The sequence below is a fragment of the Marinobacter sp. M1C genome (genome assembly GCF_023314135.1).
Taxonomy (GTDB): Bacteria; Pseudomonadota; Gammaproteobacteria; order Pseudomonadales; family Oleiphilaceae; genus Marinobacter.
In genome coordinates this window covers 3,203,421-3,229,571 of sequence record NZ_CP092289.1, presented here as the reverse complement: position 1 = coordinate 3,229,571, position 26,151 = coordinate 3,203,421, and the positions used below count along the sequence as shown (strand labels likewise).

General features: G+C 55.4%; 22 protein-coding genes. 11 read left to right on the top strand and 11 right to left on the bottom strand.

Annotated elements, in window-relative coordinates:
* Positions 1–2 precede the first annotated feature (2 nt).
* The 4 genes from MIH19_RS15120 to MIH19_RS15105 all read right to left on the bottom strand — a co-directional run bounded on the left by MIH19_RS15120 (position 3) and on the right by MIH19_RS15105 (position 4,055).
* Positions 3–1,316: an AarF/ABC1/UbiB kinase family protein gene (locus MIH19_RS15120; RefSeq protein ID WP_249005652.1), complete on the bottom strand. Its 1,314-nt coding sequence runs from the start codon at positions 1,314–1,316 to the stop codon at positions 3–5.
* A 105-nt stretch (positions 1,317–1,421) separates the two neighbouring features.
* Positions 1,422–2,081: a fumarylacetoacetate hydrolase family protein gene (locus MIH19_RS15115; RefSeq protein ID WP_249005651.1), complete on the bottom strand. Its 660-nt coding sequence runs from the start codon at positions 2,079–2,081 to the stop codon at positions 1,422–1,424.
* A gap of 103 nt (positions 2,082–2,184) precedes the next feature.
* A complete protein-coding gene (locus MIH19_RS15110) occupies positions 2,185–2,727 on the bottom strand; it encodes an adenine phosphoribosyltransferase (RefSeq protein WP_249005650.1) in 543 nt (180 codons plus the stop codon).
* Positions 2,728–2,756: 29 nt separating this feature from the next.
* Positions 2,757–4,055 carry an NCS2 family permease gene (locus MIH19_RS15105; protein WP_249005649.1) on the bottom strand — a complete coding sequence of 433 codons (1,299 nt, stop codon included), beginning with the start codon at positions 4,053–4,055 and terminating at the stop codon, positions 2,757–2,759.
* A 347-nt stretch (positions 4,056–4,402) separates the two neighbouring features.
* Here MIH19_RS15105 and MIH19_RS15100 point away from each other — a divergent pair, with 347 nt between their 5' ends.
* The 4 genes from MIH19_RS15100 (at position 4,403) to MIH19_RS15085 (ending at position 8,883) form a co-directional block, all read left to right on the top strand.
* A complete protein-coding gene (locus MIH19_RS15100; RefSeq protein WP_249005648.1) occupies positions 4,403–5,383 on the top strand; it encodes an NADPH:quinone oxidoreductase family protein in 981 nt (326 codons plus the stop codon).
* Between the two features lie 102 nt (positions 5,384–5,485).
* Positions 5,486–7,381: a DNA topoisomerase IV subunit B gene (parE, locus tag MIH19_RS15095; RefSeq protein WP_249005647.1), complete on the top strand. Its 1,896-nt coding sequence runs from the start codon at positions 5,486–5,488 to the stop codon at positions 7,379–7,381.
* Positions 7,382–7,715: 334 nt separating this feature from the next.
* The gene (locus MIH19_RS15090; protein WP_249005646.1) at positions 7,716–8,261 is read left to right on the top strand and encodes a cytochrome b; all 546 of its coding nucleotides are present in this window, start codon (positions 7,716–7,718) and stop codon (positions 8,259–8,261) included.
* Positions 8,262–8,301: 40 nt separating this feature from the next.
* Complete coding sequence (locus tag MIH19_RS15085) at positions 8,302–8,883, top strand: YceI family protein (RefSeq protein WP_249005645.1); 582 nt, start codon at positions 8,302–8,304, stop codon at positions 8,881–8,883.
* Positions 8,884–8,973: 90 nt separating this feature from the next.
* On the opposite strand, the gene MIH19_RS15080 is transcribed toward MIH19_RS15085, so the two are convergent.
* The gene (locus tag MIH19_RS15080) at positions 8,974–9,204 is read right to left on the bottom strand and encodes a hypothetical protein (RefSeq protein ID WP_249005644.1); all 231 of its coding nucleotides are present in this window, start codon (positions 9,202–9,204) and stop codon (positions 8,974–8,976) included.
* A 207-nt stretch (positions 9,205–9,411) separates the two neighbouring features.
* Here MIH19_RS15080 and parC point away from each other — a divergent pair, with 207 nt between their 5' ends.
* Entirely contained in the window at positions 9,412–11,730 is a 2,319-nt protein-coding gene (gene parC, locus MIH19_RS15075) for a DNA topoisomerase IV subunit A (RefSeq protein ID WP_249005643.1), read from the top strand.
* Positions 11,723–12,970, top strand: a complete 1,248-nt coding sequence (serB, locus tag MIH19_RS15070; protein ID WP_249005642.1) for a phosphoserine phosphatase SerB — start codon at positions 11,723–11,725, stop codon at positions 12,968–12,970. Before parC ends, serB begins: the two co-directional genes overlap by 8 nt.
* 38 nt (positions 12,971–13,008) lie before the next feature.
* Here the strand turns inward: serB and MIH19_RS15065 are convergent, their stop codons facing one another.
* The 3 genes from MIH19_RS15065 to epmB all read right to left on the bottom strand — a co-directional run bounded on the left by MIH19_RS15065 (position 13,009) and on the right by epmB (position 18,237).
* A complete protein-coding gene (locus MIH19_RS15065) occupies positions 13,009–15,093 on the bottom strand; it encodes an EAL domain-containing protein (protein WP_249005641.1) in 2,085 nt (694 codons plus the stop codon).
* A 178-nt stretch (positions 15,094–15,271) separates the two neighbouring features.
* The gene (locus tag MIH19_RS15060; protein WP_249005640.1) at positions 15,272–17,062 is read right to left on the bottom strand and encodes a GTPase; all 1,791 of its coding nucleotides are present in this window, start codon (positions 17,060–17,062) and stop codon (positions 15,272–15,274) included.
* A gap of 122 nt (positions 17,063–17,184) precedes the next feature.
* Positions 17,185–18,237 carry an EF-P beta-lysylation protein EpmB gene (gene epmB, locus MIH19_RS15055; protein ID WP_249005639.1) on the bottom strand — a complete coding sequence of 351 codons (1,053 nt, stop codon included), beginning with the start codon at positions 18,235–18,237 and terminating at the stop codon, positions 17,185–17,187.
* A 45-nt stretch (positions 18,238–18,282) separates the two neighbouring features.
* Between epmB and efp the strand changes: the two genes are divergently transcribed.
* Positions 18,283–18,855 (top strand): elongation factor P, encoded by a 573-nt coding sequence (efp, locus tag MIH19_RS15050; protein WP_249005638.1) that lies wholly within the window; start codon positions 18,283–18,285, stop codon positions 18,853–18,855.
* A 7-nt stretch (positions 18,856–18,862) separates the two neighbouring features.
* Positions 18,863–19,831 (top strand): EF-P lysine aminoacylase EpmA, encoded by a 969-nt coding sequence (epmA, locus tag MIH19_RS15045; protein WP_249005637.1) that lies wholly within the window; start codon positions 18,863–18,865, stop codon positions 19,829–19,831.
* 32 nt (positions 19,832–19,863) lie between these two features.
* On the opposite strand, the gene asd is transcribed toward epmA, so the two are convergent.
* The gene (gene asd / locus MIH19_RS15040) at positions 19,864–20,733 is read right to left on the bottom strand and encodes an archaetidylserine decarboxylase (protein WP_249005636.1); all 870 of its coding nucleotides are present in this window, start codon (positions 20,731–20,733) and stop codon (positions 19,864–19,866) included.
* 91 nt (positions 20,734–20,824) lie between these two features.
* Positions 20,825–21,895 carry a small ribosomal subunit biogenesis GTPase RsgA gene (rsgA, locus tag MIH19_RS15035; RefSeq protein WP_249005635.1) on the bottom strand — a complete coding sequence of 357 codons (1,071 nt, stop codon included), beginning with the start codon at positions 21,893–21,895 and terminating at the stop codon, positions 20,825–20,827.
* Between the two features lie 175 nt (positions 21,896–22,070).
* On the opposite strand from rsgA, the gene orn reads away from it, so the two are divergent.
* Positions 22,071–22,613 carry an oligoribonuclease gene (gene orn / locus MIH19_RS15030; RefSeq protein WP_249005634.1) on the top strand — a complete coding sequence of 181 codons (543 nt, stop codon included), beginning with the start codon at positions 22,071–22,073 and terminating at the stop codon, positions 22,611–22,613.
* Positions 22,614–22,673: 60 nt separating this feature from the next.
* On the opposite strand, the gene queG is transcribed toward orn, so the two are convergent.
* On the bottom strand, positions 22,674–23,780 hold the full coding sequence (gene queG / locus MIH19_RS15025; protein WP_249005633.1) for a tRNA epoxyqueuosine(34) reductase QueG: 1,107 nt from the start codon (positions 23,778–23,780) through the stop codon (positions 22,674–22,676).
* Between the two features lie 279 nt (positions 23,781–24,059).
* Here queG and MIH19_RS15020 point away from each other — a divergent pair, with 279 nt between their 5' ends.
* The gene (locus MIH19_RS15020) at positions 24,060–25,571 is read left to right on the top strand and encodes an NAD(P)H-hydrate dehydratase (protein WP_249009022.1); all 1,512 of its coding nucleotides are present in this window, start codon (positions 24,060–24,062) and stop codon (positions 25,569–25,571) included.
* 59 nt (positions 25,572–25,630) lie between these two features.
* Positions 25,631–26,146, top strand: a complete 516-nt coding sequence (gene tsaE, locus MIH19_RS15015; protein WP_249005632.1) for a tRNA (adenosine(37)-N6)-threonylcarbamoyltransferase complex ATPase subunit type 1 TsaE — start codon at positions 25,631–25,633, stop codon at positions 26,144–26,146.
* Positions 26,147–26,151 lie beyond the last annotated feature (5 nt).

Here is a 26,151-nt window from a genome sequence, read left to right as displayed (position 1 = left end):
GCCTAATCAGCAAACTCAGCCAAATAAGCCCGCAACTCATTACCAAAAGCCGCCTGAACTCCCAATCGCTTCAGCATCCAATAATGCCCCGCGATCATCCGGTCAATAAAAATACTCTCCACCGGCGGCTTAAAAGAATTCAGATACTTAAACACCGTACTGGTCTTGGCCGCCACATCCTTATGCAACCGCGCCTGACCAAAATCGTAGGGCTGTTCAGACTCAAACGGCACCACTAAAATGTCCCGCCACATGGCGTAATAAGCCTCATCAATCGCCGGTTGGCTCTCAACTCGCGCACCCAAATCGATCAAATACTGGTCTAGCGCCTTATAATCCTGATCTAAAGCAGCCGTTACCGCATTGCGGTAAGCCCGCACAATCTCCGGCTTCAGCTTTTTTACACAGCCAAAATCGTACATCACGATGGTGCCGTCCGGCCGGTAAGCAAAGTTACCGGCGTGTGGGTCACCGTGAATGCACTGAAAACGAAACAATTGGTCCGCCATCGCGGTAAAAATGCGGTGGCCGATGAGATTGATGGTGTTTTGGTCGTAACGCTCCGGGGTGATATCGCCGACGTGGTCACCTTCTTCCAGCTCCAGAGTCATGACGTGGCGGGTTGAGTGGCTACGCACCACCGCTGGAATAACCACCCAGGGATCGTTGCGATGAAACTCGCGAAACACATCAAGATTGCGGGCTTCATTGTCGTAATCCAATTCTTCGTGCAGGCGTTCGCGGATTTCACTAAATAATTGATCTACCGATTCCTTGGGCATTTTCAGCAGGCCGCCTAGTTTTAAAGCCAGGCGAAGCTGCTTCAGGTCGGAATCGCAAGATTGGTCAACCCCCGGATACTGCACCTTTACGATCACGTCGGTGCCATCGTGCATCCGCGCCCGATGCACCTGGCCTATCGAGGCCGCCGCGTAAGGTGCTTCCTGCAGGTACTCGTAAAGCTCGTGCACCGGTTTGCCCAAGGCGGTTTCAATTTGCTGGCGAATCACCTCGAAGGGCATGGGCGGCGCTTCTTTTTGAAGCTTTTGCAGGGCGTCAGAAAATTCCCGGGGTAAAAAATCTTGGGTTTGCGATGCTATTTGGCCCACCTTCATGGCAGCGCCTTTCATTTCCCCCAGAGTGTCGGTAATGCGCGATGCCATACGGCTGTAGCTCTCGCTGCGCGCACCTTCGTCGTTTTCACCGCTAAAAAAACTGCGTGCCTTTTGGCCAGCGAATTGTCCGGCCACGGAGGCAGTCATGCCTGCGAGTTTGAAAAAACGACCACTGCGGGTGGTAACCGGTTTTTTTGCCATGCCAGATATACGCTCCTAACCAAAAAACGATTCAGCGTCGTCACGTTAAACCACGCTTAAGGCTGTTGTCTAAATCACTCTTTATATCACTCTTTAAATCACTCTTTATATCACTCTGGTCGACACCGACAGGCGATCTTCCAGCGTCAGTTGCAGGATTTGTCCGGATTCCAGTGGCCCGACACCTTTGGGCGTACCAGTCAGTATTACATCCCCGGGTAACAGAGAGAACTGTGTACTGATGTGGGCAATCAGGGGCACCAGTGGAAACAGCATGTCGGCGGTGTCGCCGCTTTGCTGACGCTCGCCGTCTATATCCAGGCTGAAGTGCAGGCGGCGCTTGTTAAGCTCGTTGGCTGGTATGAATGGCGTGAGTGGGCAGGCGCGATCAAATCCTTTAGCTCGCTCCCATGGCTGCCCCTGCTCTTTTAGCCGGCTTTGCAGGTCGCGCAGGGTCAAATCCAGCGCCAGGCCATAACCCAGTATCGCCGCTTCTGCATCGCTGGCGGAGGCGTTGGTCAGGGGTTTGCCAATCAGCACTGCCAATTCGGTTTCAAAGTGCACGGCGCCTTGATCCCGCGGGAAGTCCAGAGGTCTGGTCAGGTGTACCGCGGCGGTGGCGGGTTTTATGAACAGCAGGGGCTCGGTCGGGACCGGGTTGTTCAGTTCTTTGGCGTGTTCGGCATAGTTACGGCCGATGCAGACAATTTTGCCCAGGGGCAAATGAATAGGGGTGGCGTCGTGCCAATGGTGCTGATAATTCACGATAGTGTCCTCCGAAATCTGCGTAAATTCAGGAAACTCGTTGAGAACAGCGTTTTCGCACCTCTTAACCAACTTCCTGCATTCACTCAGGTTTGAGGGCGGCTTATTCTCCCTCGAATGAGCATACAGTATAAACCGCTAAGCCTTCGGCTCGCAGCTTGTCAGAACCGCCCAGGTCAGGCAGATCGATCATCGCCGCTACTTCTACAATTTCGGCGCCAATCCGGCGAATCAGCCGGGAGGCCGCTAGCATGGTGCCACCGGTGGCGATCAGATCATCGACTAGCACCACTTTGTCGCCGGGTTTGAGGGCGTCTTTGTGCAGCTCCACCGAGGCGGTGCCGTATTCCAGTTCGTAGTCTTCCACTAAGGTATCAAACGGAAGCTTGCCTTTCTTGCGAATCAACACCAGCGAGGCGTTCAGTTCATACGCCAGGGCAGAGCCAATGATAAAGCCACGGGCATCTACCGCCGCAATCGCGTCTATTTGCTGGTCGTGGTAGCGGTGTACAAAGGCATCAATCAGTTTGCGAAACGCGGTTTTGTTCTGTAGCACCGTCGTGATGTCGCGGAAAGTAACACCGGGTTTCGGCCAGTCCGGAACCGTGCGGATAGCCTGCTTGATGCTCTGAGAAAAGTAATCCATGAAACCCCTGCCTTACTCCCGGGCGCCGCTTACGCGACATCCAGGAAAATGAATTTAAGAATAAACACCAGAGCGATAACAATCACGCTCAGATTGAGATCAGACCAACGACCGCTCAGGGCTTTCAATACCGCGTAGGTGATAAAGCCTAGAGCGATGCCGTTAGCAATCGAGAACGTCAGCGGCATCATCAGCGCGGTGACAACCGCTGGTGCAGCGTCGGTCACATCGTCCCAGTCGATCAGCTTTAGTCCACTGGCCATTAGCACCGCGACGTACAACAGCGCCGGAGCGGTGGCGTAGGCAGGGACGATGCTGGCAAGGGGCGCCAGCACCAGACACGCGGCGAACAGGCCGGCGACAACCACTGCCGTCAGGCCGGTGCGACCACCTGCGGCGATACCGGCGGTGGATTCCACATAGCTGGTGGTGGTAGATGTGCCCAGAACAGCACCCGACATGGTGGCCACGGAGTCTGACATGAGCGCGCGGCCCAGACGTGGCAGTTTGCCATTTTCGTCCAGCAGGCCGCCACGTTGGGCGGCGCCGATCAGGGTGCCAGAGGTGTCAAACAGATCAACAAACAGAAAGGCAAAAATAACGCTGATCATGCCGACGTTAAACGCGCCAGCCAGGTCTAGCTGCATGAAGGTGGGGGCCAAGCTGGGCGGTGCTGAAAACAGGCCGTTGTATTCAATCATGCCGGTAGCCAACGCTACCAGGGTGACCGCAATAATGCCGATCATCACCGCGCCGGTAACGCGGCGGAACGACAGCGCGCAAATTAAAATAAAACCGCCAAAAAACAGCAGACTCTCGGCCGCCTTGACGTCGCCCATACCCACCAGGGTAGCTGGGTGATCGACGATAATGCCGGCGTTTTTCAGGGCAATCAACGCCAGAAAAAAACCGATACCGGCAGAAATGCCAAAGCGCAAAGACAATGGTATGGAGTTGATGATCCACTCCCGCACTTTAAAAATACTCAGCGCAAAGAATATCAAACCCGACAGAAACACAGCGCCAAGAGCCACTTGCCAGGTGTATCCCATGCTGCCAACCACGGTGAACGAGAAAAATGCGTTCAGGCCCATGCCCGGTGCAAGGGCAATCGGGTAGTTTGCCCACAGGCCCATAATCAGTGTGCCAACAACCGCCGCCAGGCAGGTGGCGACGAACACCGCGCCAAAGTCCATACCTGTGGATGACAGAATGCTGGGGTTAACCACGATGATGTAGGCCATGGTTAAAAAGGTGGTAATACCGGCAACGACTTCTTTACGAACGTTGGTGCCGTGGGCCTGGAGTTTAAACAATCGTTCAAGCATGACGGGGGTCTGCCTCACAGATGCTGGGGTTTCGAAAGTCGGGCTGATTGGAAAAATCGGGCTGCTTAAAAAACGGCAATGTTAACGCCTGACGGCTCTCAGGCCAAGGGATGATTGATTTTGCCCACAGTTCCGGTTGGAACCAGCAACTTATTAGCCTGAGGAAAGGGTGGCCAGTTCATTTATAAAGCCTCTAGTCCTCGTGCAGGCTATAAGTCGTTTTTATTCAGACGAATAAGAAAGATTTATTTGCTTCATAGATGGACTGTGTTTAGCTTGATGGCAACCATCAGGGGTATAATTTTGCCCTGTCAGAATCATGCAATGACATCATTACAGGAGTCTCTGTGAAAGCCATTCTCTGCAAAGAATACGGCCCTGCTGACACGCTCGTGATTGAAGATGTGCCGAGCCCTGTAGCGAAAGGCCGCGGTGTTAAAGTGCGCGTAAAAGCAGCGGGCCTTAACTTTCCTGATACGCTTATTATCGAAGGGAAATACCAGCTCAAGCCGACCTTGCCGTTTTCTCCGGGCGGCGAAATGTCGGGTGAAGTGATTGCAGTGGGAGAAAAAGTCACTCGTTTTAAGGTCGGCGATCGGGTTGCGGGCTTGACCGGCTATGGCGCTTTTGCTGAGGAAGTGATTGTGCCTGAGCATAACGTGTTGCTTTTGCCAGACGGCATGAGTGACGAAAAAGCCGCTGCATTTATGATGGTTTACGGCACGTCCTATTACGCTCTTAAGCAGCGCGCGAACATTCAGGTTGGGGAAAGTCTTCTTGTTCTGGGCGCCAGCGGTGGTGTAGGGCGGGCAACGGTTGAATTGGGCAAGGCCATGGGTGCCCGTGTGATTGCTGCCGCCAGTTCAGCACAGAAGCTTGCAGTTGCCGAAGCCGCGGGTGCGGATGAGTTGATCAATTACACGGAAGAGCCCCTTAAAGACGCCATAAAGCGCCTGACCAACAGCAAGGGCGTGGATGTAATTTACGACCCCGTGGGTGGTGATTACACGGAGCAGGCACTGCGAGCCATGGCCTGGAACGGCCGCCATCTGATTATTGGTTTTGCCACGGGCGATATCCCGAAAATTCCAGCGAACTTGACGCTATTGAAAGGCTGCTCTGTCGTCGGTGTGTTCTGGGGCAGCTTTACCCAGCGAGAGCTGGAAGCGAGTGCCCAGAACATGATGGAGCTGATGAAGCTCTACGCCGAGGGTAAAATTGATCCGAAAATCAGCGAGGTTTTCGAGTTTGAGGATTACGCCAAGGCCCTTGGTGCCCTGACTGAGCGTCGTGCTACTGGTAAGGTGGTCCTTAAAGTTGGGTTCTGAGTCCTTGTAGCTTGGCGGTGTTAAACAGCCGTTGAACTTTGCTGCTGATTCTCTAAGCTAGGCCGCGGCCCACTATTTCCCATTCGGAGCTTTACCCCGCCTATGAGCGAGCAAACTTACAACGCCGATGCCATTGAAGTTCTAAGCGGTTTGGACCCGGTGCGAAAAAGGCCGGGGATGTACACCGACACCAGCCGCCCCAATCATCTTGCCCAGGAAGTGGTCGATAACAGCGTGGACGAGGCTCTGGCCGGCCATGCAAAGCGTATCGATGTCGTGCTGTACAACGACGGCTCACTGAGCGTGGAAGACGATGGCCGGGGCATGCCGGTGGACATGCACAAGGAAGAAGGTGTGCCGGGGGTAGAGCTGATTCTGTCGCGGCTGCACGCCGGCGGTAAGTTTTCCGAAGGTAACTACAGTTTTTCCGGTGGTTTGCACGGAGTTGGCGTGTCGGTGGTCAACGCGCTGTCGACCCATCTGGAAGTGCTTATTCGGCGCAACGGTCAGGTACATCGGATGACGTTCGCCAACGGCGATAAAGTGACTGAGCTGGAGGTCGTCGACAGCTGCGGAAAGCGCAATACTGGTACCCGGCTTAAATTTACACCGGACACTAAGTATTTCGACTCGGCCAATTTCTCGGTCAGCCGCCTGCGCCACAATTTACGCGCCAAGGCGGTTTTGTGTCCCGGGTTAACGGTGACCTTTAGCCAGGAAAAAACCGGTGAGAAAGACGAATGGTGTTATCAAGACGGCCTGCGAGACTATTTGCGCATTTCCCTGGCGGGCAGTGAAGTGGTGCCTCTTGAGCCGTTTACTGGCAGTTTTTCTGGCAATACAGAAACTGTGGACTGGGCCATCCAGTGGCTGCCTGACGGCGGTGACGCCGTTGCCGAAAGCTACGTTAACCTTATTCCAACCGCTCAGGGCGGCACCCACGTCAACGGTCTGCGCACGGGCTTGCTAGAAGCCATGCGCGACTTTTGTGAGTTTCGCAGCCTGCTGCCCCGTGGCATTAAGTTGTCACCTGAGGATATTTGGGAACGGGTAGTTTATGTGCTGTCATTCAAGATGCAGGAGCCACAGTTTTCCGGCCAGACCAAAGAGCGCCTGTCATCACGTCAGGCTGCCGCGTTTATTTCCGGAGTGGTGAAAGACGCCTTCAGTTTGTGGTTGAATCAGCACACCGACATCGCCGAAATACTGGCCGAGCTTTTTATCAGCAACGCCCAGCGCCGCCTGAAAGCCAGTAAAAAAGTAGCCCGTAAACGAATTACCTCGGGCCCTGCGCTACCAGGCAAGCTGGCGGATTGCTCGGGCAGTGACACGGCCCGGTCGGAATTGTTTTTGGTAGAGGGTGATTCCGCCGGCGGCTCGGCGAAGCAGGCCCGGGACCGCCAATTTCAGGCCGTTATGCCCTTGAAAGGTAAAATTCTGAATACCTGGGAAGTGGATTCCAGCGAAGTGCTGGCGTCCCAGGAAATTCACGACATTGCCGTGGCCATCGGGGTAGACCCGGGTTCAAACGAGCTGGCCGGTTTGCGCTACAACAAAGTGTGTATTCTGGCCGATGCCGACTCCGACGGGCTGCACATCGCCACGCTGTTGTGCGCGCTATTTGTGAAGCACTTTCGGCCGGTGGTTGCCGCCGGCCACGTGTTTGTGGCTATGCCGCCGCTGTACCGCGTAGATCTTGGCAAGCAGACCTTCTACGCCCTTGATGAATCGGAAAAAAAGGGCATTATCGACCGCCTGGCGGCAGAGAATAGCCGCGGAAAAGTGTCGGTCACGCGTTTTAAAGGCTTGGGTGAGATGAACCCGCTGCAGTTGCGCGAAACCACCATGGCGCCGGATACCCGCAGGCTGGTGATGCTGACCATTGCAGACGGTGACGACACCGACAGCTGTATGGACATGTTATTGGGTAAAAAACGGGCGCCCGACCGGCGTGCCTGGCTGGAAGCTTACGGTAATATGGCGGATGTTCCGGTATAAACCTGGGAAAATAGGCCCACCAAAAGCAAAACGACTTCGCTGATTTTCCGGGCCAGCTTCTTTTACGAAGGGTTCTGGGAAATCAGCGAAGTCGTAACAACTTACCCGGCGTGAGCCGTTGCAGTGTTGGCGTTGCCTTTAATTATTGCTGGGTACAACTGTTAGTTATTGCTAGGTACAACTACGTGTTCGTCGAATTCAAGTTCCATAATAAAGCGTCCTTTTTTGTTGATTGATATGCAATATGGTTATCATAGCGTTGCGCTATTTTTGAACAATCCGTAAATGCCCTATACGGCAAATGACTTATGTAGGAAAAGGAGCGTGAAGCGCTATGCAGCTGCATAACAGTCAAGGGACTTACGGCCTGGTGGCGGTGTTTCTGCACTGGTTGGTGGCCTTAACCGTGGCGGGTATGTTTGGCTTGGGTTATTGGATGGTCGGCCTTACTTATTACGACGCCTGGTACAAACAGGGGCCGGACATTCATCGCAGTGTTGGCGTGTTGTTGTTTACTGCCATGCTGTTGCGGGTTGTGTGGCGCCTGATGAACCCGCGGCCGGAGCCGGTGCCAGGTCATCGGCGTTGGGAGGTTGTCGCGGCGCACCTGGTCCATGGTTTGTTGTATCTGCTGCTGTTTGTTGCCATGGTCAGCGGCTACCTGATTTCTACCGCTGACGGCTCGTCGGTGAGCGTGTTTGGCTGGTTTGATGTGCCCTCCATCACGGGTCGCATCAAGGGCATGGAAGACACCGCGGGTGTGGTGCATTATTGGGTAACCTTGAGTGTCGTCGTGTTAGCGGGTATTCATGCGCTTGGTGCACTCAAACATCATGTTATCGACCGAGACAATACTTTGCGACGTATGCTGGGACGCTAAAGATGTCCCGCACTGGCTTTTAATTAACGAGAACTCTCTTATGAAACGATTATTTTTAGCATCGGCGGTGTCTCTGGTTTTGGTCGGTGGCGCTCAGGCGGCGGACCACTCGGGCACCTACGCTTTTGATAAAGTGGGCGCTCATCAGTCCATTAATTTCCGTATTTCACACTTGGGTTACAGCTGGCTTTACGGGCGCTTTAATGATTTTGATGGTCAGTTTGTGTACGACGCCGAAAATCCGCAGAACAGCTCGGTAACGGTGTCTATTGATACCGTCAGTGTTGATAGTAACCACGCCGAACGCGACAAGCACATCCGGAGTGAAGATTTCCTTTCTACCGGTGAGTTCCCGCAAGCGACGTTTAAAAGCACCGGGATCCGCCTGGACGAAGAAGGAGAAGCCGACATTGTGGGCGACCTGACTCTACGCGGTGTTACCCGTGAAGTAGTGCTGGATGCGGAAATGATTGGTCACGGCGCGGATCCCTGGGGTGGCTACCGCATGGGCTTTGAAGCTGAAACCGAGTTACGGCTTACTGATTTTGGTATTCCTACCAATTTGGGGCCTGCGTCCGAGATTGTTACTCTTGAAATCTCAGTGGAAGGCATTCGCCAGTAATCCCCAAATGGCGGGAACGACGAATCGGCGTAAAAAAAAAGGAGGAGCTGTGTAGCTCCGCCGTTTTTTTCAAGCGCATATTGAGCGAGCTCAGGCTTTGTTGTGGCGCGATTCACTGCATTGGCAGAGATGACGCATACGCCAGAACTGGCCGACAAAAATAACCAGCCATATCACCAGGCCGGCCCACAGATACGCCGCCGGAACGCGGAAACTTCCGCTGATAGCAAACTCCACCAACAGCATCAACACTAACGCTAGCACTGCATTAGCCAACGCAGTCATCATGGCTTGCCCGCAGGCTTTTAGGTTTGGCTTCATAGTGGTCCGCTTAGGTGAAAGAAAAAACGGTCTTCTATTACTAATGCGAAGCATACGATGGTTACGGAAAACGCTCCATTCGGGAATTCCGCTATTGGAATTGGTGTATCTGCCGCCGGCTCCATATAATGTGCGGTTCCAGACTGACCGCGCAAGGCGCCGGCAGCTTTGTGTTTCCTTCAGATAATTCAGGCAAAAGAGGCATCCATGCCAGAGTTTCAGACAACGGATGAGGGCTTTGAGCGGGTTGCGCTCAGGGACTATACGGAAAAAGCCTATCTTGACTACTCCATGTACGTCATTCTTGATCGGGCTCTTCCCAATGTCGGTGACGGGCTTAAGCCGGTTCAACGGCGCATTATTTACGCCATGTCGGAACTGGGCCTGAAATCGACGTCCAAATACAAAAAGTCTGCGCGCACCGTGGGCGACGTGCTGGGTAAATTCCACCCCCACGGCGACAGCGCCTGTTACGAAGCCATGGTGTTGATGGCGCAGCCATTTTCATATCGCTACCCGCTGGTGGATGGTCAGGGTAACTGGGGCTCGCCAGACGACCCCAAATCGTTTGCTGCCATGCGCTATACCGAATCGCGTTTGGCGCGCTTCGCCGACGTGCTGCTCAGCGAACTGGGCCAGGGTACGGCTGACTGGGTGCCCAATTTTGACGGCACCATGGACGAGCCTTCGATACTGCCGGCGCGCTTGCCCCATGTGTTGCTTAATGGCACCACGGGCATAGCCGTGGGTATGGCGACCGACATACCGCCCCACAACGTGCGCGAAGTGACGGCTGCTTGTATTCACCTGCTGGACGCGCCGGATGCCACGGTAGAACAGCTGTGCGAATACATCCAGGGCCCGGATTACCCTACTCGGGCAGAAATTATTACCCCGCGTAAAGATCTGCTGCAAATGTACGAGACCGGCCGCGGTTCGTTGCGCATGCGTGCGCGCTGGGTGAATGAAGGCGGCGACCTGGTAATCACTGACTTGCCCCATCAGGTATCCGGTAACCGGGTGCTGGAGCAGATTGCCCATCAGATGCAGGCCAAAAAGCTGCCCATGGTGGCGGATTTGCGCGATGAATCAGACCACGAAAACCCCACCCGGTTGGTGATTGTGCCCCGTTCAGGCCGGGTAGACGACGAAGGCCTGATGGCGCATCTGTTTGCCAGTACCGACCTGGAAAAGCCTTATCGGGTGAATATCAACGTGATTGGTAACGATGGCCGCCCGGGTGTGAAAGGCCTGGTGCAGCTGCTGACCGAGTGGCTTACGTTCCGCCGCGCCACGGTGATAAGACGCCTGCAATACCGGCTGGATAAAGTGCTGGCCCGACTCCACCTGCTGGAAGGGCTGCTGATTGCTTATCTGAATCTGGACGAAGTGATCGAAATTATCCGCTATGAGGACAAGCCTAAAGCCGAATTGATGGCTCGGTTCTCGTTGTCGGCGGACCAAGCCGAGGCAATTCTTGAGCTGAAGCTGCGCCACCTGGCGAAGCTGGAAGAGATGAAAATTCGTGGCGAGCAGGATGAACTGGCCACCGAGCGCGATCACTTGCAATCCATTCTGGGCTCCGAGAAAAAGCTGCGTAAGCTGATTAAAACCGAATTGGAACAAGATGCCGAAACTTACGGCGATGACCGCCGGTCACCGATCGTAGAGCGTGGTGAATCGCGGGCGTTTAGTAATATTGACTTGGTGTCCAACGATCCAGTCACGGTTGTGCTGTCTGAAAAAGGCTGGGTGCGAGCGGCCAAAGGCCACGATATCGATCCGCTGGGTCTGAGTTACAAGGCAGGTGACAAGTTTTCTTTGCAGGCACACGGGCGCAATAACCAGCAGGTTATTTTTCTTGACTCGACCGGGCGTGCATACGCCCTGATGGCTCACAGCCTGCCGTCGGCGAGAGGTCAGGGCGAACCGCTGAGCGGGCACGTCAACCCGCCGCCGGGCGCTCAATTCTGCGGCTTGCTGATGGGCGACAGCCAGCGCAAGGTGGTGCTGGTGACCGATGGCGGTTATGGCTTTGCAACCTCGCTGGGTGACATGCTGAGCAAGAATCGCAACGGTAAGACTCTGGTCAGTGTGCCTAAGGGTGCCCGCATTATGGAGCCGGTGATGGTGCCGGTGATGGCGCCTGAAAGTCGCGAAACCCTATACGTGGCCGCGGTGTCTAACGAAGGCCGGATGTTGGTGTTCCCACTCACAGAACTGCCGGAACTGGTTAAAGGCAAAGGCAACAAGTTGATCAGTATTCCTTCGACGCGGGTGCAGTCCCGTGAAGAGTTTGTAGTAGCGGTGGCGGTATTCGCCCGCAGCGACCAGCTCGAGATCCACGCCGGAAAACGCAAAATGAGCCTTCAGTTCAGCGATCTTGAGCATTATCTGGGTGAGCGTGGCCGTCGCGGCCACAAGTTGCCACGGGGCCTGCAGCGGGTTGACCGTATCGGGGTTGCGGGTAGAGGATTGGCAGCAACCGGTGCGGCCCATCAACAGGAGCAAGCAGACAGTGAGTGAACTGGTTCTGATCAACGTTTCCGGGCGCGACAAGCCCGGCCTGACCTCCGAGATTACCGGTATCATGGGCCAGTACGAGGTGCGCATTCTGGATATTGGCCAGGCGGTGATTCACGATTACCTGACGTGGGGGATTCTGATCCAGATTCCTGACGCGTCGCACTCGTCACCGGTGATCCGCGATCTGTTATTTCGCTTGCACGCTTTGGATCTGCAGGTGCGGTTTGCGCCGATTACACCGGAGGAATACCAGCAGTGGGCCCAAGGCCGCAACCGCGCCTGCTACATTGTAACCTTGCTGGCGCGGGACATAACCGCTAAGCAGATTGCGCGGGTGTCGGCGATTACCGCGCGGCACCAGCTCAATATCGACAACATTACGCGCCTGTCGGCGCGGCCGTCACTGAACGTGGATGAAAATCGCACTGCCTGTGTGGAATTTTCCGTGCGTGGCACGCCAGATAATCTGGCACAGTTGAGAGCCGACTTTCTGCATCTGGCCAGCAAGATGAATGTGGATATTGCGTTCCAGGAAGATTCTATTTTCCGCCGCAACCGCCGCCTTGTGGTATTCGATATGGACTCCACCTTGATTGAAGCCGAGGTGATTGACGAACTGGCGCTAGAGGCCGGTGTAGGGCCTCAGGTGGCGGCTATTACCGAGCGTGCAATGCTCGGAGAGCTGGATTTCAGCCAGAGCTTTGCCGAGCGTCTTGCGCTGCTGAAGGGTTTGGATGAGTCGGTTCTGGAGAGGGTTGCCGCGCGCCTGAAAATGACAGAAGGCGCTGAACACCTGATTCGAAGCTTGAAGGCGTTGGGTTACCGGACTGCGATTCTGTCGGGCGGCTTTACCTACTTCGCTCGCAACCTTCAGCGCCAACTGGGCATTGATTATGTGTATGCCAACGAGTTGGAGGTTGTGGACGGTAAGGTAACCGGCCAGGTGTCTGGCACCATTGTAGACGGCGCGCGCAAGGCCGAACTGCTGCTGGAAATTGCGAAAAAAGAACGCATTTCCCACGAACAAGTGATTGCAGTGGGTGACGGCGCTAATGATTTGCCCATGCTCAGCGAAGCCGGCTTGGGCGTGGCGTTTCGTGCCAAGCCCGTGGTGAAGGAATCTGCCCGCCACGCCATTTCAACGCTCGGGTTAGACGCCATTCTGTACCTGATTGGCTTTCGTGAAAGTGAAACCAATCAACAGGTGCAACCGCCACGGAGCCATGACACGGGGCTATAAGTAGTGCCTGAAATAGTGCCTGAAAGAGCGCCTGGGGATCAATTGTCGCTGAAATCGTAGGTCATTTCGGGGGTGGGCGGTTGTAAGTAGTAGCCCTGAATGTAATTTACCCCGGCCTGCCACAGGGTTGCCAGTATGCCGGCGCTTTCTACCAGCGGCACAATCGACAGCTTGCCGGCGCTTTGTAGTGATTGTACCATTTCCTTGAGATGTTCGCGGGCGTCGTTATCATTCTGCAGCTCTTCGGTAAACGAGCCGTCTATTTTAACGTAGTCGGTGTCGATATGGTTGAGCGCATGAAACGGGTTCAAGGCGCAGCCAAACTGGGTTATGGACACTTTGCAATGCAGCTGATGCAGGGCTTTTGCGAAGTCCTTTGCCTGTTTTGTAAAATTATTGGCGTCGCATTCGCGGAGCTGAAATATTAGCGTGTCACCTGGCAGGCGTGCAGCTTTCAGAGCCACACTGAGCCAGGGTGTGAAAGTTTTATCGTGCAGGGTTTCGGCGGTCACGTTCAGAAATAACCGAGTGTTCTGGCCCTTCACACGATGCGCAACCAGTTTTTTTATGGCTTGCAAGAATACCCAGCGGTCAACCTTCATAGCTGTGTCTGTGGGCCCTAAGGGTGGTAAGAAATCGTAGGGGGAAACCTCTTCGCCTTTGTCGTCCAGCATACGCACGTAAACTTCGTAGTGTTCCTCATTTTCCCCGCGCAAATTGATAACTGGCTGGAATAGCAAGCGAAATTGATCGTTGTCCAGCGCACGATGTATGCCGTCTATGGCGGTGTTATCGCTGAGTATTCGGTGTTCGGCGGCATTGTGTACCTGCACGCCGTTGCCGTGGGTTTGCTCGTTCTGTTTTTTTAGTTCGGCTGAAGCGCGGTGCGCGCGGGCCATCAACTCTTCGGCTTTGGGCGCCGTTTCGGTGATGGCCGCAACGCCGATACTCACCGTGAGCTGCACCGAATGGCCGTCGACATCGAACAGCGAACCCGCAATGGCTGTACAGATTTTCTGTGCCAGGCGGACCATGTCATTTTCGCTGTAGGGCAGGTTCAGCAGTGCGAACGAGTCGTCGCCCAAGCGCGCCAAGGTCATGTCTGCACCTACCTGCTCGCGCAGCAGAGTGGCTAAATCGCGCAGCAAAAAGTCGACGCCTGCAATGCCAACGTCCCGCTTCAGCGGCGCAAAATTATCTAATGAAATATAAGCCAGCGCGCCAGATTCGCTGCTGGCACCGGCTTGGGTAATAGCTTCCGCTAGCGAGGCCATGAAGAATGGGCGGTTATACAGGCCGGTAAGCAGGTCCTGATTACTGATTTGCCTCAGTTTTTCTTCCAGTTCTTCGCCGTTGTGCTCCGGTCGCAGCACAATCTGGGTGCAGCGTTCGCCGTCAAAGGTGGCGGCCGAGGCCTGCATATTGGCCGTCAGCTCGCGGCCGTCACTGCGCCGCGCAGTTACTTTTTGGCTCACCCGTTCGCTACTTTGGTTGGCAAAGCCTTTAATCAGTTGGCGGTAGTCGTCTTGGCTTTGGCTGCCGAGGGTGTCCAGAACCGGGATACACATCAGCTCGTCGATGTCGTCGTAACCCAGAAACTCTAAATAGGATTCGTTCGCGTAAACATGCATGCCTTCAATGACATAGGCAATGGCGTCTTTTGAGCTTTCCAGCAGGCGCTGGCAGCGTTGTTCGGCTTCGCGCAGGTGAGATTCCAAAAGCCGGCGGCGGCGGCGCTCGTCAAGGTCCGTCAGTTCGCGATTTACAACCAGCACCAGCAGCGCCTGTTCGGTGTAAGGTACTGTATCTTGTCCGCCGGCTTTAAGAACGGCCGTGGCGCGGGCCGTGTCGTAGTCATCGGTCAGTAGTATGAAAGGAATGTCTTTGCCAAGCCTCCGCAACATGGCTAACGCGGCGTCTACCGGGCATTCCTGTTCAATGTCACGCGCCAGCACTATGTCCCAGTTGCCATTTTTGAGGGCCTCTTCGAGGTCTTCCTCGGAGGTAATGCGATGGGCCCGGGTAGCGCGACCGGAATTGCGTAACAGGCTGATCAGGTTTTCTGCGTCATTCAGTGACGGATCCAGAATAAGCATATGAACGGTGGAGGCTTTCTTCTGCATGGCTCGACAATCTCGTGCTGCACACTGACGGAGCCGGGCCACTGGCAAGGCCAGGCTCTTGGATGAGTATGAATGATGAAGAGGTTGCCGGGTAATAACAAGTCCGGCGCGGACGCGGTGCTATGTCAATACACACCAAGCGATGGTTACGCAATCAGGTACAAAGAGTTTACGCGTATTACAGCGAGGGCCAGAGCGAATCAAATTCATCTTCGCTGGCAGCAGGACCGGGTCTATTGGCACTGGTTTTAGCGTCAGGCCTGCTCTGAAGCTTTATTTCAAATTGGTTGATGCTGCCGGTTGCCGTCATTTTTTTCAGCAACTGGCCTTGTTCTTCCTGATCATCAATCAGCAGGGTAATACGATTTCCAGATTGAAAGGGCAGCCGCGGCACAATCAACGTGGCAGGTTGGTTAATGACGCTGATTTCCGGCAGCATCAGCCCGCGTAAGTACTCGCTACTGTTACCCAGTTTCTGGATCAGACGCACCGCGCAAGGTGTCGCCCTGGGTGCCTGTAGTTCAATTCCAATCTGCGTGCCCTCGTTTTTAATCTGGCGAATCCAGCGAACCACGGCAACACTCCAGGGTTGTGAGCTTTGCTCCCTTACGCCGAGAATTTCGCCTGTTTGCAGGCTGCTGGGTATTTGGCTGTCCCAGGCAATGCAAAAGCCGCCAGGGCTGGTATTGACCATCTTTGCGCGACAGGCACGGGGCGCGTTTTTGAGTGCCGCACTGGCACGGGTGCGGGCGCTGGTGAAGTTGATAGGAGCATTGCTGGCCAACATGCCCTCGTCTTTGTTACCGGCATCGTGCGCGCCGGCCCAGGCGTCGTTTCTTTGAGTGGAGCTGCGGATAAACATGTTGTCTTCGGTGTCTTCCGCTTCGGGCTGTCGGGTGAAATCGTTCAGGGTTGTGCGTCCCGCCATAAAATAGTGCACGGCGGTTAGCCCGACACACAGCTCTAGGCTGCCATGGCTGGTTATGCGGTTGAAGTTGCGTTTGGCAAGAGTGCCCAGTGCCTGGATGAGGTGTACCAGCAGAGCATCACTGGTATGTTGCGGCAGCGTCAGTTCGCTCGCTTCTTTGCTATCAGCTGTTTGAATGGCCTGGTTAATTTGGGCCGACAGGTGGCGGCTGTCAAAACTGAAAAAGTCGCCTTCTTCGGCGTTGCCCAACAGGCTGCGGTATACCGGCGACTTGTCTGCGCGCATATTGACCACAAACAAGCTGTCACCTTGGGCGCCGGGCACGAAATCTGTCAGATCGGTCAAGGGTTCCAGCAGAGTGAAAAGCTGGCTCAGTTCCGTTTGACGCAACTGATTAGGCCGAGCGCAACCCAACAATAAAATGCGTTTGTAGGCATCGTCAATGCTGCTTGAATTGCGCCGGCCAAGAGTGGCGTCGTCGACTTCAACGGCGTTTAACTGGTGTGCGAGCGCAAATCGGTAAAACTTATGACAATCCAGCCAGCTGTTTGGGGGGGGAGGGCAATAAAGCTGATACGCCCGCAGTATGGTGCCGGACAGCTCGGCAATGCTGCGGTGAATGGCGGTGGCGAGAACCTTACGGTTTTTATCCGGGTTGCCGGCATCCAACAGTTCCATCACGCAGAGTTTGTAACCGCCGGAAAGGTGTAATTGCAGGGCTTGCGCCAGATTGGCGATTTTGCGCTGCTTTTCCGGCAGTGATACCGCGGTGCCAATGAAGTGACGGGACAGTTCTGCGCACACAAAGTGGATTTTTCCGCGAATGAGTTCAAGCAGTTGCAAGCGCTGCTGTGGCGGCAAAAAAAGCTGATTCAGTTCAATAATGGCGTGATAGAGCTGGCGCGACACTTCGCCAATGTTGGCCATGGGCAACAACCCAATCCATTGTTTGAAGGCTTTGGGTGTGGTGTCGCAGAACGAAAGGCTCGCAGTTTTTTGCTCCGGTACCCGGATATCTGGTTTCAGAGAGGTGCCTTCCATAGTGAGTGCCAGTGCGCATGGGAAAAGTGTGTAGATTCACTACGTAATGTAGGCCAGCAAAGCGAATACGGGAAGCGAAAACCGCCGTGTTGATAAATTTTTACAAAACAAGCTGTTTCGCCTTACTCCAAATCAAGAGGCGTTTTGCTGCCAGCACCGGGTAACTCGCGCACCAAACGCGGTACCAGAAAGCCTGGCAGGCGCTCAAGCAGTTCACGTGTTAGAGCTTTGGCCTCGCTGTCCGGGACTGCAAAATGGTGAGCTCCTGCTACAGGGTCAAACGCATGCAGGTAATAGGGTAGCACACCGGCATCGAATAGCCGCTCGCTAAGTTGTTCCAGTACATCGGCGCTGTCATTCACACCGCGAAGGATAACACTCTGATTCAGCAGGGTCACACCGGCCTCGGCTAACCTCTGCAGGGCCTGAACCGTAGCTTGGTCGATTTCCGCGGGATGGTTGATATGAAGCACCACAACCACCCGCAAACGGGTAGCGCGAATCCATTGCAAAAGCGCATCGCAAACCCGCTGTGGAATCACGACCGGCAGCCGGGTGTGAATCCTCAGCCGGCGTAGGTGAGGGATCTGCTCCAGGGCCCGGGCCCATTGCGCCAGTAATTTGTCGTTGGCGGCCAGGGGGTCGCCACCACTCAAAATCACTTCGTTAATTTCCGGACTGTTTGCCAGTGTGTCCAGCACGGTTTGGCGGTCCTGCGGTTTTAGCCGTTGCTCGTCATAGGGGAAGTGGCGACGAAAACAGTAGCGGCAATTAATGGCGCACTGCCCGGTCACCATGAGCAGGGCACGGCTTTTGTATTTGCGGATCAGCCCTGTTGTTGCCATGGCGTCGGCTTCGGCCAATGGGTCGGCGACAAATCCGGCCAGGGTGCGGGTTTCGTCGGCCAATGGCAGTACCTGGCGCAGCAAGGGGTCGTTGGGGTTGCCATATTCCATGCGCGCCAAAAAAGGCTCGGGCACCCGTATCGAAAACAGCAAGTGCCCTGCATCGGCACCGGCCAGCCATTGTTCAGGGCAGAGCCCCAAGCGTTCCAGTAGCTCTGCCGGACGGTTGATGGAGTTGGCTAAAACCTGCTGCCAGCCGGCGGACTCTGAACTTTTCCCAGACTCCGGGTAAGCGCGGGCTTCTATACGTATGGGGGTTCGCTGTATCATAGCGGCCTTAAAATTCTGAACAGCCTATTGGCAGGTGGACATTTCATGGCTTCATATTCTACCAACGAATTTCGCGGCGGTCTCAAGGTTTTGTTTGAAGGCGACCCCTGCATCATTCTGGAAAACGAATTTGTAAAACCCGGTAAAGGCCAGGGCTTCAGCCGGGTGCGCCTTCGCAACCTGATAACCAACCGGGTGTGGGACCGTACCTTCAAGTCTAACGAAAGCCTGGAAGGTGCAGACGTGATGGATCAGGACATGGAATACCTGTACACCGACGGTCAATTCTGGCACTTCATGCTCACCGATGGTTCGTTTGAGCAGTACGCGGCCGATGGAAAAGCCGTGGGCGATACCCTTAAATGGCTGAAAGAACAGGATGTTTACACGGTTACATTGTTTAACGGTGCGCCGCTGACGATTACGCCGCCGAATTTTGTCGAGCTGGAAGTGGTCGAAACCGATCCGGGTATGAAAGGCGATACCGCCCAGGGCGGGTCCAAACCGGCGACTCTGTCCACTGGCGCTGTTGTTAGCGTGCCGCTGTTTATCACCATTGGTGAAGTGTTGAAAGTAGACACTCGCACCGGTGAATATATGAACCGGGTTAAAAGCTAGGACGCGGATGAGCAACGCTGATAGCTGGCAGCCCAGCGCTGCCAGTCGAGCCCTGAAAGGCCGCGCACAACAACTGTCGTTTTTGCGCGGCTTTTTTGCGCAGCGCCAAGTGCTGGAGGTTGAAACCCCGGTGCTTGGCCGCTGCGGCGTCACCGATCCCAATCTACTCGGTATTGCTGCCCGGGTGAGCGCAGCGGGCCGTCAAGGCGGTTGGTTGCAGACTTCCCCGGAATATCACATGAAACGCTTGTTGGCCGCCGGCTGTGGCGATATCTACCAGGTTACAAAAGTGTTTCGCGACGGTGAAAGCGGGCGACGGCACAACCCCGAATTTTCCATGCTGGAATGGTACCGCTGCGGCTTTGATGACCAAACCCTGATGAACGAAGTAGCGGACTTGGTCTGTTCCTGGCTTGACTGCTCGCGACCGCACACTCTGAGTTATCGCGAAGCGCTTCGCCGCTGGGCGCATATTGATCCGTGCACCTGCACCGATGCGCAGCTGCACGCCCGCTGCGGGCAATGGATGGAGCCGCAGCAGCTTGTGGGTATGAGCCGCGATGACTGCCTGGACTTGCTGATGAGTTTTGCGGTGGAGCCCCGGTTAGGGCTGGATTGCCCGGTGTTCATCCACCAGTATCCGGCGTCACAGGCCTCGCTGGCGCGCACCAGCCAGGTTGGCGGTTTCGCGGTAGCTCATCGCTTTGAGTTGTATATTAATGGGTTGGAGTTGTGTAACGGCTATTGGGAGCTGACGGATGCGGATGAGCAGCGCCGGCGTTTTGCAGCGGATAACCGGCTGCGTCAGGCCCGCGGCCAGGCAGCCATGGAGCAAGACGACGCTTTTTTGGCCGCGATGGACAGCGGTTTGCCCGATTGCGCCGGCGTTGCTCTGGGGCTGGACCGTTTGTTGATGCTGAAGCTGGGTGTCAGTTCGATTGATGACGTGCTGGCCTTCCCATTCGCCAAGGCTTGAGCGCGATAGTTTTCAAGTACAAGCTGCCAACTTCAAACTTCGACCTGGCCGAAAACTTCGCCTAACCGCACTTTTTTTCCGGGTTTTTGGGCATCATTCCACTGCGCTCGGCCTTTTGGCATCACCATCACGACTGTGGATCCCAGGCGGAAGCGACCCACTTCCTCACCCCGTGCAAACTTCAGGGCCTGCTCGCCGCTGTAGCTTTTCTGGCTGACACCGCCATCGCCTGGCGCCGCTCCCGGTTTCACGACGCCGGCCCAGGGTGTTTCCACACTGCCAACAATCATTGCACCTACCAATACCAGCGCCATTGGGCCGGCCGCGGTATCAAACATGCATACGACGCGTTCATTGCGGGCAAATAGATTGGGCACGCTGGCCGCTGTAGCTGGATTTACAGAGAACAATCGGCCGGGCACGTGCACCATTTCTCGCAACTGTCCGGCCATCGGCATGTGAATCCGATGATAATCACCGGGGGCCAGGTAAATGGTGGCGAATTCACCTTCGGCAAAGATATCGGCCCGTTGCTGATCGCCGCCTAACAGTTCCAGCAAGCTGAACGATTGGCCCTTGGCCTGAAAAATGCGGCCCCCGCTTATATTGCCCAACTGGCTGACACAACCGTCTACCGGGCTAACCAGCGTGCTTTCGTTACCCTCAATGGGTCGCAAACCAGGCTTGAGTGCTCGGGTAAAAAAATCATTGAAGCTGTCGTATGCATCGGGGTCACTGTTTTCAGCTTCGTTCATGTTTACGCCATAGCGGTTAATAAACCAGCGTATGAAGCGGTGGCGTAAGGCTGGCGTACCGGTGCTGTCAGCCAGGCGCCCAGCCAGACGGGAGAGTGGGAGCTGGGGCGTAAGATACTGGCTCAAAACAAACAGCTTTTCCATCATCAGAAAAATCCTTTAACTACGGTGGCGCGAAGTCGAACAAACGGCTCATTTCATCAAAAGGTTTATACCCTAACGCACAAGATTTACGGCGCTACCGTGTTCCGGGTTGGTCCAGTTTTAGGCCGCGAGCCTGCTGCTCTGCCATAGCTTGTAAAATGCGGTGGAAACTCCTTTTGCGTTCCGGGCTCAGGCGGCCGTCTTCCGCGGCGGCATCAATGGCGCAACCGGGGTCGCCGGCGTGGCGGCAGTTGCGGAACTTGCAGTAGCCCATCAGGTCGCGAATTTCGCGGAAGCCGTACTCGATTTCTTGCGGTGTCATGTGCCACAGGCCGAACTCGCGAATGCCCGGCGAGTCAATCAGGTCGCCACCGATGGGCAAATGAAACAGCTTGGCGGTGGTGGTGGTGTGAATGCCTTTGCCGGTGCTCTGCGACACTGCGCCCACCCGCAGCTCTTCATCGGGCAACAGGGTTTGAATAATGGACGATTTACCCACCCCAGACTGGCCCACAAATACCGTCGTGCGATCTTTCACCAGGGCTTCTACTTCCGGCGGTGGCTGGTTGCCGGCCAGGGTGGCAGACGTACGAACCACCTGGTAGCCCAGTGCTTCATAGCGCGCCAGCAGTGCGTTTATGGCGCCGCGGTTGTTGTCGTTGATCAGGTCGGTCTTGTTTAGCAGTAATATGGCCGGAATGTCAGTGGTTTCTGACGCCACCAGATAGCGGTCAATCAGGTTGTCATGGGGCTCGGGCTCGGGGGCAATCACCAGAATAATGTAGTCAATATTCGCCGCCACCGGTTTCAGCGCGCCGAAATTGTCCGGCCGTTGCAGCAGGTTGAGGCGTTCGCAGCGAGCGACGATCACTCCGGTCAGATTTTTACCGGAGCGCCAGATGACTTTGTCGCCGGTGACCAGGCTGTCGATATTGGCGCGCACAAAGCAGCGCACAACGGTGCCTTGGTGCCCGCCTTCAAGGGCTTCTACGTCCAGCTGCTGGCCATAGTGCGCAATAATCAAACCTTGAACTTCCGGCCCTAACTCACCCGCATCGACCTGCTCTTTTACTTGTTCTTCTTTGCGCGCGGCGCGTGCTGTCCGCTCGCCCTGAATTTTTTCGATACGCCATTGTTGCTGTTTGTTGAGTCGCCGTTTTGCCATAAATTTTTCATTAACCGGGTAAAGTTTCGGGGGTTGTTTCAATGCTGCTGTGTCATCATATTGGCATATTATTTGTCATACTACTTGGCATACTATCGGTTTAGCGACTGCACTACCGACTGTTGCGCTGATAAATTCCGGATTTTACCGTTAGCACCACGCAGGAGAAATACCGATGGCAAAGGGCAATCGCCTGGTCTGGATTGACTTGGAAATGACAGGTCTGGATCCGGAGCAGGAGCGCATTATCGAAATGGCTACCCTGATTACCGATTCCGAACTCAATCTGATTGCCGAAGGCCCGGTGCTTGCGGTATATCAGTCTGACACCCTGATGGGCGCGATGGACGAATGGTGTACCCGTACCCACGGCGAAAGTGGTCTGACCCAACGGGTAAAAGCCAGTCGCATCAGCGAAGCCGAAGCCGAGCAGCAAACCCTGGCGTTTTTGCGTGAACACCTGGAGCCGGGTGATTCTCCTCTGTGCGGCAACAGTATCGGCCAAGACCGGCGCTTTCTGGTCAAGTACATGCCGCAGCTGGAAGAGTTCTTCCATTACCGCAATCTGGATGTGTCTACCATCAAAGAGCTGGCGCGGCGTTGGCGCCCGGATGTGCTGGATGGAGTTAAGAAACAGGGCCATCATTTGGCGCTGGACGATATTCGCGATTCTATTAACGAGCTGCGCCATTATCGCGAGCACTTTTTCAAACTGTAAGATCGTTTAAATTCTGATGCGCTCAAGTCATACGAGCGCTCAGAGTGCAACGGCTGCCTTTCAAGGCCCCAGGCCGTGTTGGGCCAGCGCCCACTCCACATGCTCGCGTACCATCTCAGACGGGTAATCCTGACGCGCCCGCAGCGCTTCTATTACTGGAATGGTGGTAGGGGCGTTGCCCAGCCCGACCGCCAGATTGCGCAACCAGCCGTGATAACCGGTGCGGCGAATAGCCGAGCCTTCTGTACGCTGTAAAAACTGTTCTTCGCTCCACATCATCAGCGCTGCCAGAGACGTGTTATCCAGACCGTGGCGGGGTTTGAAGTCGTCTTCCTCTGAATGTTTGCTGAACTTGTTCCACGGGCACACCAACTGGCAGTCGTCGCAGCCAAACACCCGGTTGCCCATTAGCGGGCGCAGCTCTTCCGGAATACTCTCTTTCAATTCAATGGTCAAATAGCTTATGCAGCGCCGCGCATCCAGCATGTGCGCGTCTACAAATGCATCGGTAGGGCACAGCTGCAGGCAGGCCGAGCAGCTGCCGCAGTGGTCTGTTGTAAAGGGCGCGTCTACAGGTAAGGGCGCGCTGGTATAAATCTCCCCGAGGAAAAAGAACGAGCCGGCTTTGGGGTGTATCACCATGTTGTTTTTGCCAATCCAGCCCAGCCCGGCACGCTGGGCCAGAGCGCGTTCGAGCACAGGAGCACTGTCCACAAAGGCGCGATGCTGGTGGCCTTCAAGGGCGCTGTCGATACGTTTGGCCAGCTGCGCCAGGCGCTTCCGCATAAGCTTGTGGTAATCGCGTCCCAAGGTATAACGGCTGATGTACGCGTTTTCACGATTGCGAAGCGCCTGTTGTGGATTGTCGGGCAGCGTCAGGTAATCCATGCGCACGGAAATGACGCGCGCGGTACCCGGAACCAGCGATGCCGGGGTATAGCGTTTGTCGCCGTGGTTTGCCATGTAATCCATGGTGCCGTGGTAGCCCTGTTCGAGCCAGTGCTTAAGACGCTCCGCGTGCTCACCGGTATCTGCGTCGGTGATGCCCAGGTCGGCAAAACCCAGCTCTTGGGCCCAGTCGCGAATCTGTTGCACCAATGCCTGCAGATTCGCCTTCTGGTGACTGTTTTTTGCGCAGGTTGTTGATGTTGCAGGTGATGCTGTCATTGGCCGGCCGTGTGTGTGGGGCGAATCTGCGTTTTGCTGGCGTTGGCGTGCAGATTTAATTTGATTAAGTTGTGACCTTTTTTGTGGTTTTGCTATGATTTACAAATAGCTGGCAATTTGTCTTAAACCGGTTTCTTTGGCTTGGAGTGTCCGATGTCGTGGTCAGCAAGGCACAGTCTATCAGAGTCCTGTTTATCAGAGCTCCGTCTATTAGAACCCCATCTATCAAAGTCTGATCTGTCAGTGCCTACAGGGTTCGGTGCTGGCCTGCCACAGGCTTTGTACAGCGCCGGTTCGGTGCGCAATCTGGACCGGTACTTGATTGACGAACAAGGAGTCGACGGCTTTGAATTGATGCAGGCCGCTGCTCGCAGTGCTTTTCGCCAGCTTAGGCGACGCTGGCCCCAGTGCCGTCACGTGCTGGTGCTTTGCGGGGCTGGCAACAATGGCGGCGACGGTTATTTATTGGCAACGTGCGCTCTGCGTCATGGCCTGGGCGTAACCTGCTTGGTGTTAACAGACCCCGCCAAACTGAAGGGTGATGCCCGTAAAGCCTGGCAGCGGGCGAGCGATCAAAAGATCAGCATGGTGACTGCAGCGCAGTTGGCGGACAAGGATTTGATCAGTTTGCTAGAACAGGCCGATGTGACGGTAGACGCCATGTTGGGTACGGGCCTGAATGGCGCACCACGGGGTGAATTCGCGCGAGTTGTTGAGTTTTGCAATCAATCAGCCGCGGGTGTTTTGGCGCTGGACGTCCCTTCAGGGCTCAACGCCACCACCGGAGCAGCCGTGGGTGATGTTGTGGCGGCAGATGCCACAGTAACATTTATTGGACTAAAAGCCGGCCTGTTCACCGGCCATGGCCCCGCGGTTTGCGGTGAGGTGATTTTTGAAGATTTGGGTGCCGCCCAGCAGCTTGGTGGCTGTACCGAGCCGGTGTTGGCCACACGGGCCGACTGGTCCTCCGTTACTTTGGGTATTTCGAAGCGCGCTGCCAACGCGCACAAAGGCCATTTTGGCCATGTGCTAGTGGTTGCCGGCGATCGCGGTTTTGGTGGTGCGGGGTTGCTGGTGGCTGAGGCTGCTGCGCGCAGCGGTGCGGGCCTGGTTTCCTTGGCGACCCGGCAAGAGCACGTGGCTGCAGCACTGAGCCGGTGCCCGTCGATAATGAGCCACGGCGTTGTGCATGGCTCTGAGTTGGCGCCTCTGCTAGCGGCGGCAACCGTGGTGGTTTGTGGGCCAGGCCTTGGCCAGTCGGCCTGGGGTCAACGGATGCTGGAACAAGTGTTGGCGTGTAACAAACCGCAGGTGCTGGATGCCGACGCTTTGAATCTGATGGCCAGCGGCCTGATGACGAACAAAGCGTCGGTAGCCGCGGACAACTGTATTTTTACCCCTCACCCTGGGGAGGCTGCGCGCCTTCTGGGATGCACCGTTGCAGAGGTGGAGCTTGACCGGTTAAGTGCAGCGCGCAAGTTACAGTCGCGGTACGGAGGCGCCATTCTACTTAAGGGTGCCGGCACCGTGATTGCGAGCATGCACGGTGAAATGTTTGTGGTCAGTGGCAGTAATCCGGGGTTGGCTACCGGGGGGATGGGGGATGTACTGGCGGGTATTGCTGGTGGTTTATTGGCTCAGCTGAAGGATTCGACCCAGGCCGTCGTGACGGCCGCAGCCCTGCACCTGGCGGCAGCTAACTTGGCAACTCAGCAGTTTGGCTATATGGGCTTGCAGCCAACCGACGTTATTGATGCTTTGCCCCGGGTGTTAGCCTGCTCAGGGCATTGAATTGAACCGTCATTGAACGGAGCGTTGTGTAAACGAGTTCGCGGTACACAGGAGGACCTATGACAATTTTTGGTAGTGAGCGCCGGCTGTTCCTGGCGGATGACAGTGAAACCGAACGCTTGGGCCGGGAGTTGGCTTGCTTGGTCCAGCGTGCAGAAAGCGCGCTGGCGATTTATCTGGATGGTGATCTGGGCATGGGCAAAACCACACTCAGCCGCGGCCTGCTGCGCGGGTTAGGGCACGAGGGTGCGGTAAAGAGTCCGACGTACACCATTGTGGAGCCTTACGAGAATTTGCAGCCGCCGGTATACCATTTTGACCTGTATCGTCTGAAAGACCCGGAAGAACTGGAGTTCATGGGCATTCGTGATTATTTCAATGATCATAGTTTATGCCTGGTGGAGTGGCCGGAAAGGGGCGAGGCGTTACTGCCCACGGCGGACCTGACAGTGCATCTGGAATCCCAGGGCAATGGTCGCTCGGCCATTTTGTGCGCTGGATCTCAGGTGGGTGCCGATATGCTGAACGATCTGGAAATAGTCGGCCCGGAAGATATGCACCATACCGATTCGTGACAAAG

Excerpts from the sequence above, each read along its gene's own strand:
- MIH19_RS15120 (WP_249005652.1), bottom strand. The coding sequence starts at position 1,316 with ATGGCAAAAAAACCGGTTACCACCCGCAGTGGTCGTTTTTTCAAACTC.
- MIH19_RS15110 (WP_249005650.1), bottom strand. The coding sequence starts at position 2,727 with ATGGATTACTTTTCTCAGAGCATCAAGCAGGCTATCCGCACGGTTCCG.
- MIH19_RS15105 (WP_249005649.1), bottom strand. The coding sequence starts at position 4,055 with ATGCTTGAACGATTGTTTAAACTCCAGGCCCACGGCACCAACGTTCGT.
- parE (WP_249005647.1), top strand. The coding sequence starts at position 5,486 with ATGAGCGAGCAAACTTACAACGCCGATGCCATTGAAGTTCTAAGCGGT.
- MIH19_RS15090 (WP_249005646.1), top strand. The coding sequence starts at position 7,716 with ATGCAGCTGCATAACAGTCAAGGGACTTACGGCCTGGTGGCGGTGTTT.
- MIH19_RS15085 (WP_249005645.1), top strand. The coding sequence starts at position 8,302 with ATGAAACGATTATTTTTAGCATCGGCGGTGTCTCTGGTTTTGGTCGGT.
- MIH19_RS15080 (WP_249005644.1), bottom strand. The coding sequence starts at position 9,204 with ATGAAGCCAAACCTAAAAGCCTGCGGGCAAGCCATGATGACTGCGTTG.
- parC (WP_249005643.1), top strand. The coding sequence starts at position 9,412 with ATGCCAGAGTTTCAGACAACGGATGAGGGCTTTGAGCGGGTTGCGCTC.
- MIH19_RS15065 (WP_249005641.1), bottom strand. The coding sequence starts at position 15,093 with ATGCAGAAGAAAGCCTCCACCGTTCATATGCTTATTCTGGATCCGTCA.
- MIH19_RS15060 (WP_249005640.1), bottom strand. The coding sequence starts at position 17,062 with ATGGAAGGCACCTCTCTGAAACCAGATATCCGGGTACCGGAGCAAAAA.
- epmB (WP_249005639.1), bottom strand. The coding sequence starts at position 18,237 with ATGATACAGCGAACCCCCATACGTATAGAAGCCCGCGCTTACCCGGAG.
- efp (WP_249005638.1), top strand. The coding sequence starts at position 18,283 with ATGGCTTCATATTCTACCAACGAATTTCGCGGCGGTCTCAAGGTTTTG.
- epmA (WP_249005637.1), top strand. The coding sequence starts at position 18,863 with ATGAGCAACGCTGATAGCTGGCAGCCCAGCGCTGCCAGTCGAGCCCTG.
- asd (WP_249005636.1), bottom strand. The coding sequence starts at position 20,733 with ATGATGGAAAAGCTGTTTGTTTTGAGCCAGTATCTTACGCCCCAGCTC.
- rsgA (WP_249005635.1), bottom strand. The coding sequence starts at position 21,895 with ATGGCAAAACGGCGACTCAACAAACAGCAACAATGGCGTATCGAAAAA.
- orn (WP_249005634.1), top strand. The coding sequence starts at position 22,071 with ATGGCAAAGGGCAATCGCCTGGTCTGGATTGACTTGGAAATGACAGGT.
- queG (WP_249005633.1), bottom strand. The coding sequence starts at position 23,780 with ATGACAGCATCACCTGCAACATCAACAACCTGCGCAAAAAACAGTCAC.
- tsaE (WP_249005632.1), top strand. The coding sequence starts at position 25,631 with ATGACAATTTTTGGTAGTGAGCGCCGGCTGTTCCTGGCGGATGACAGT.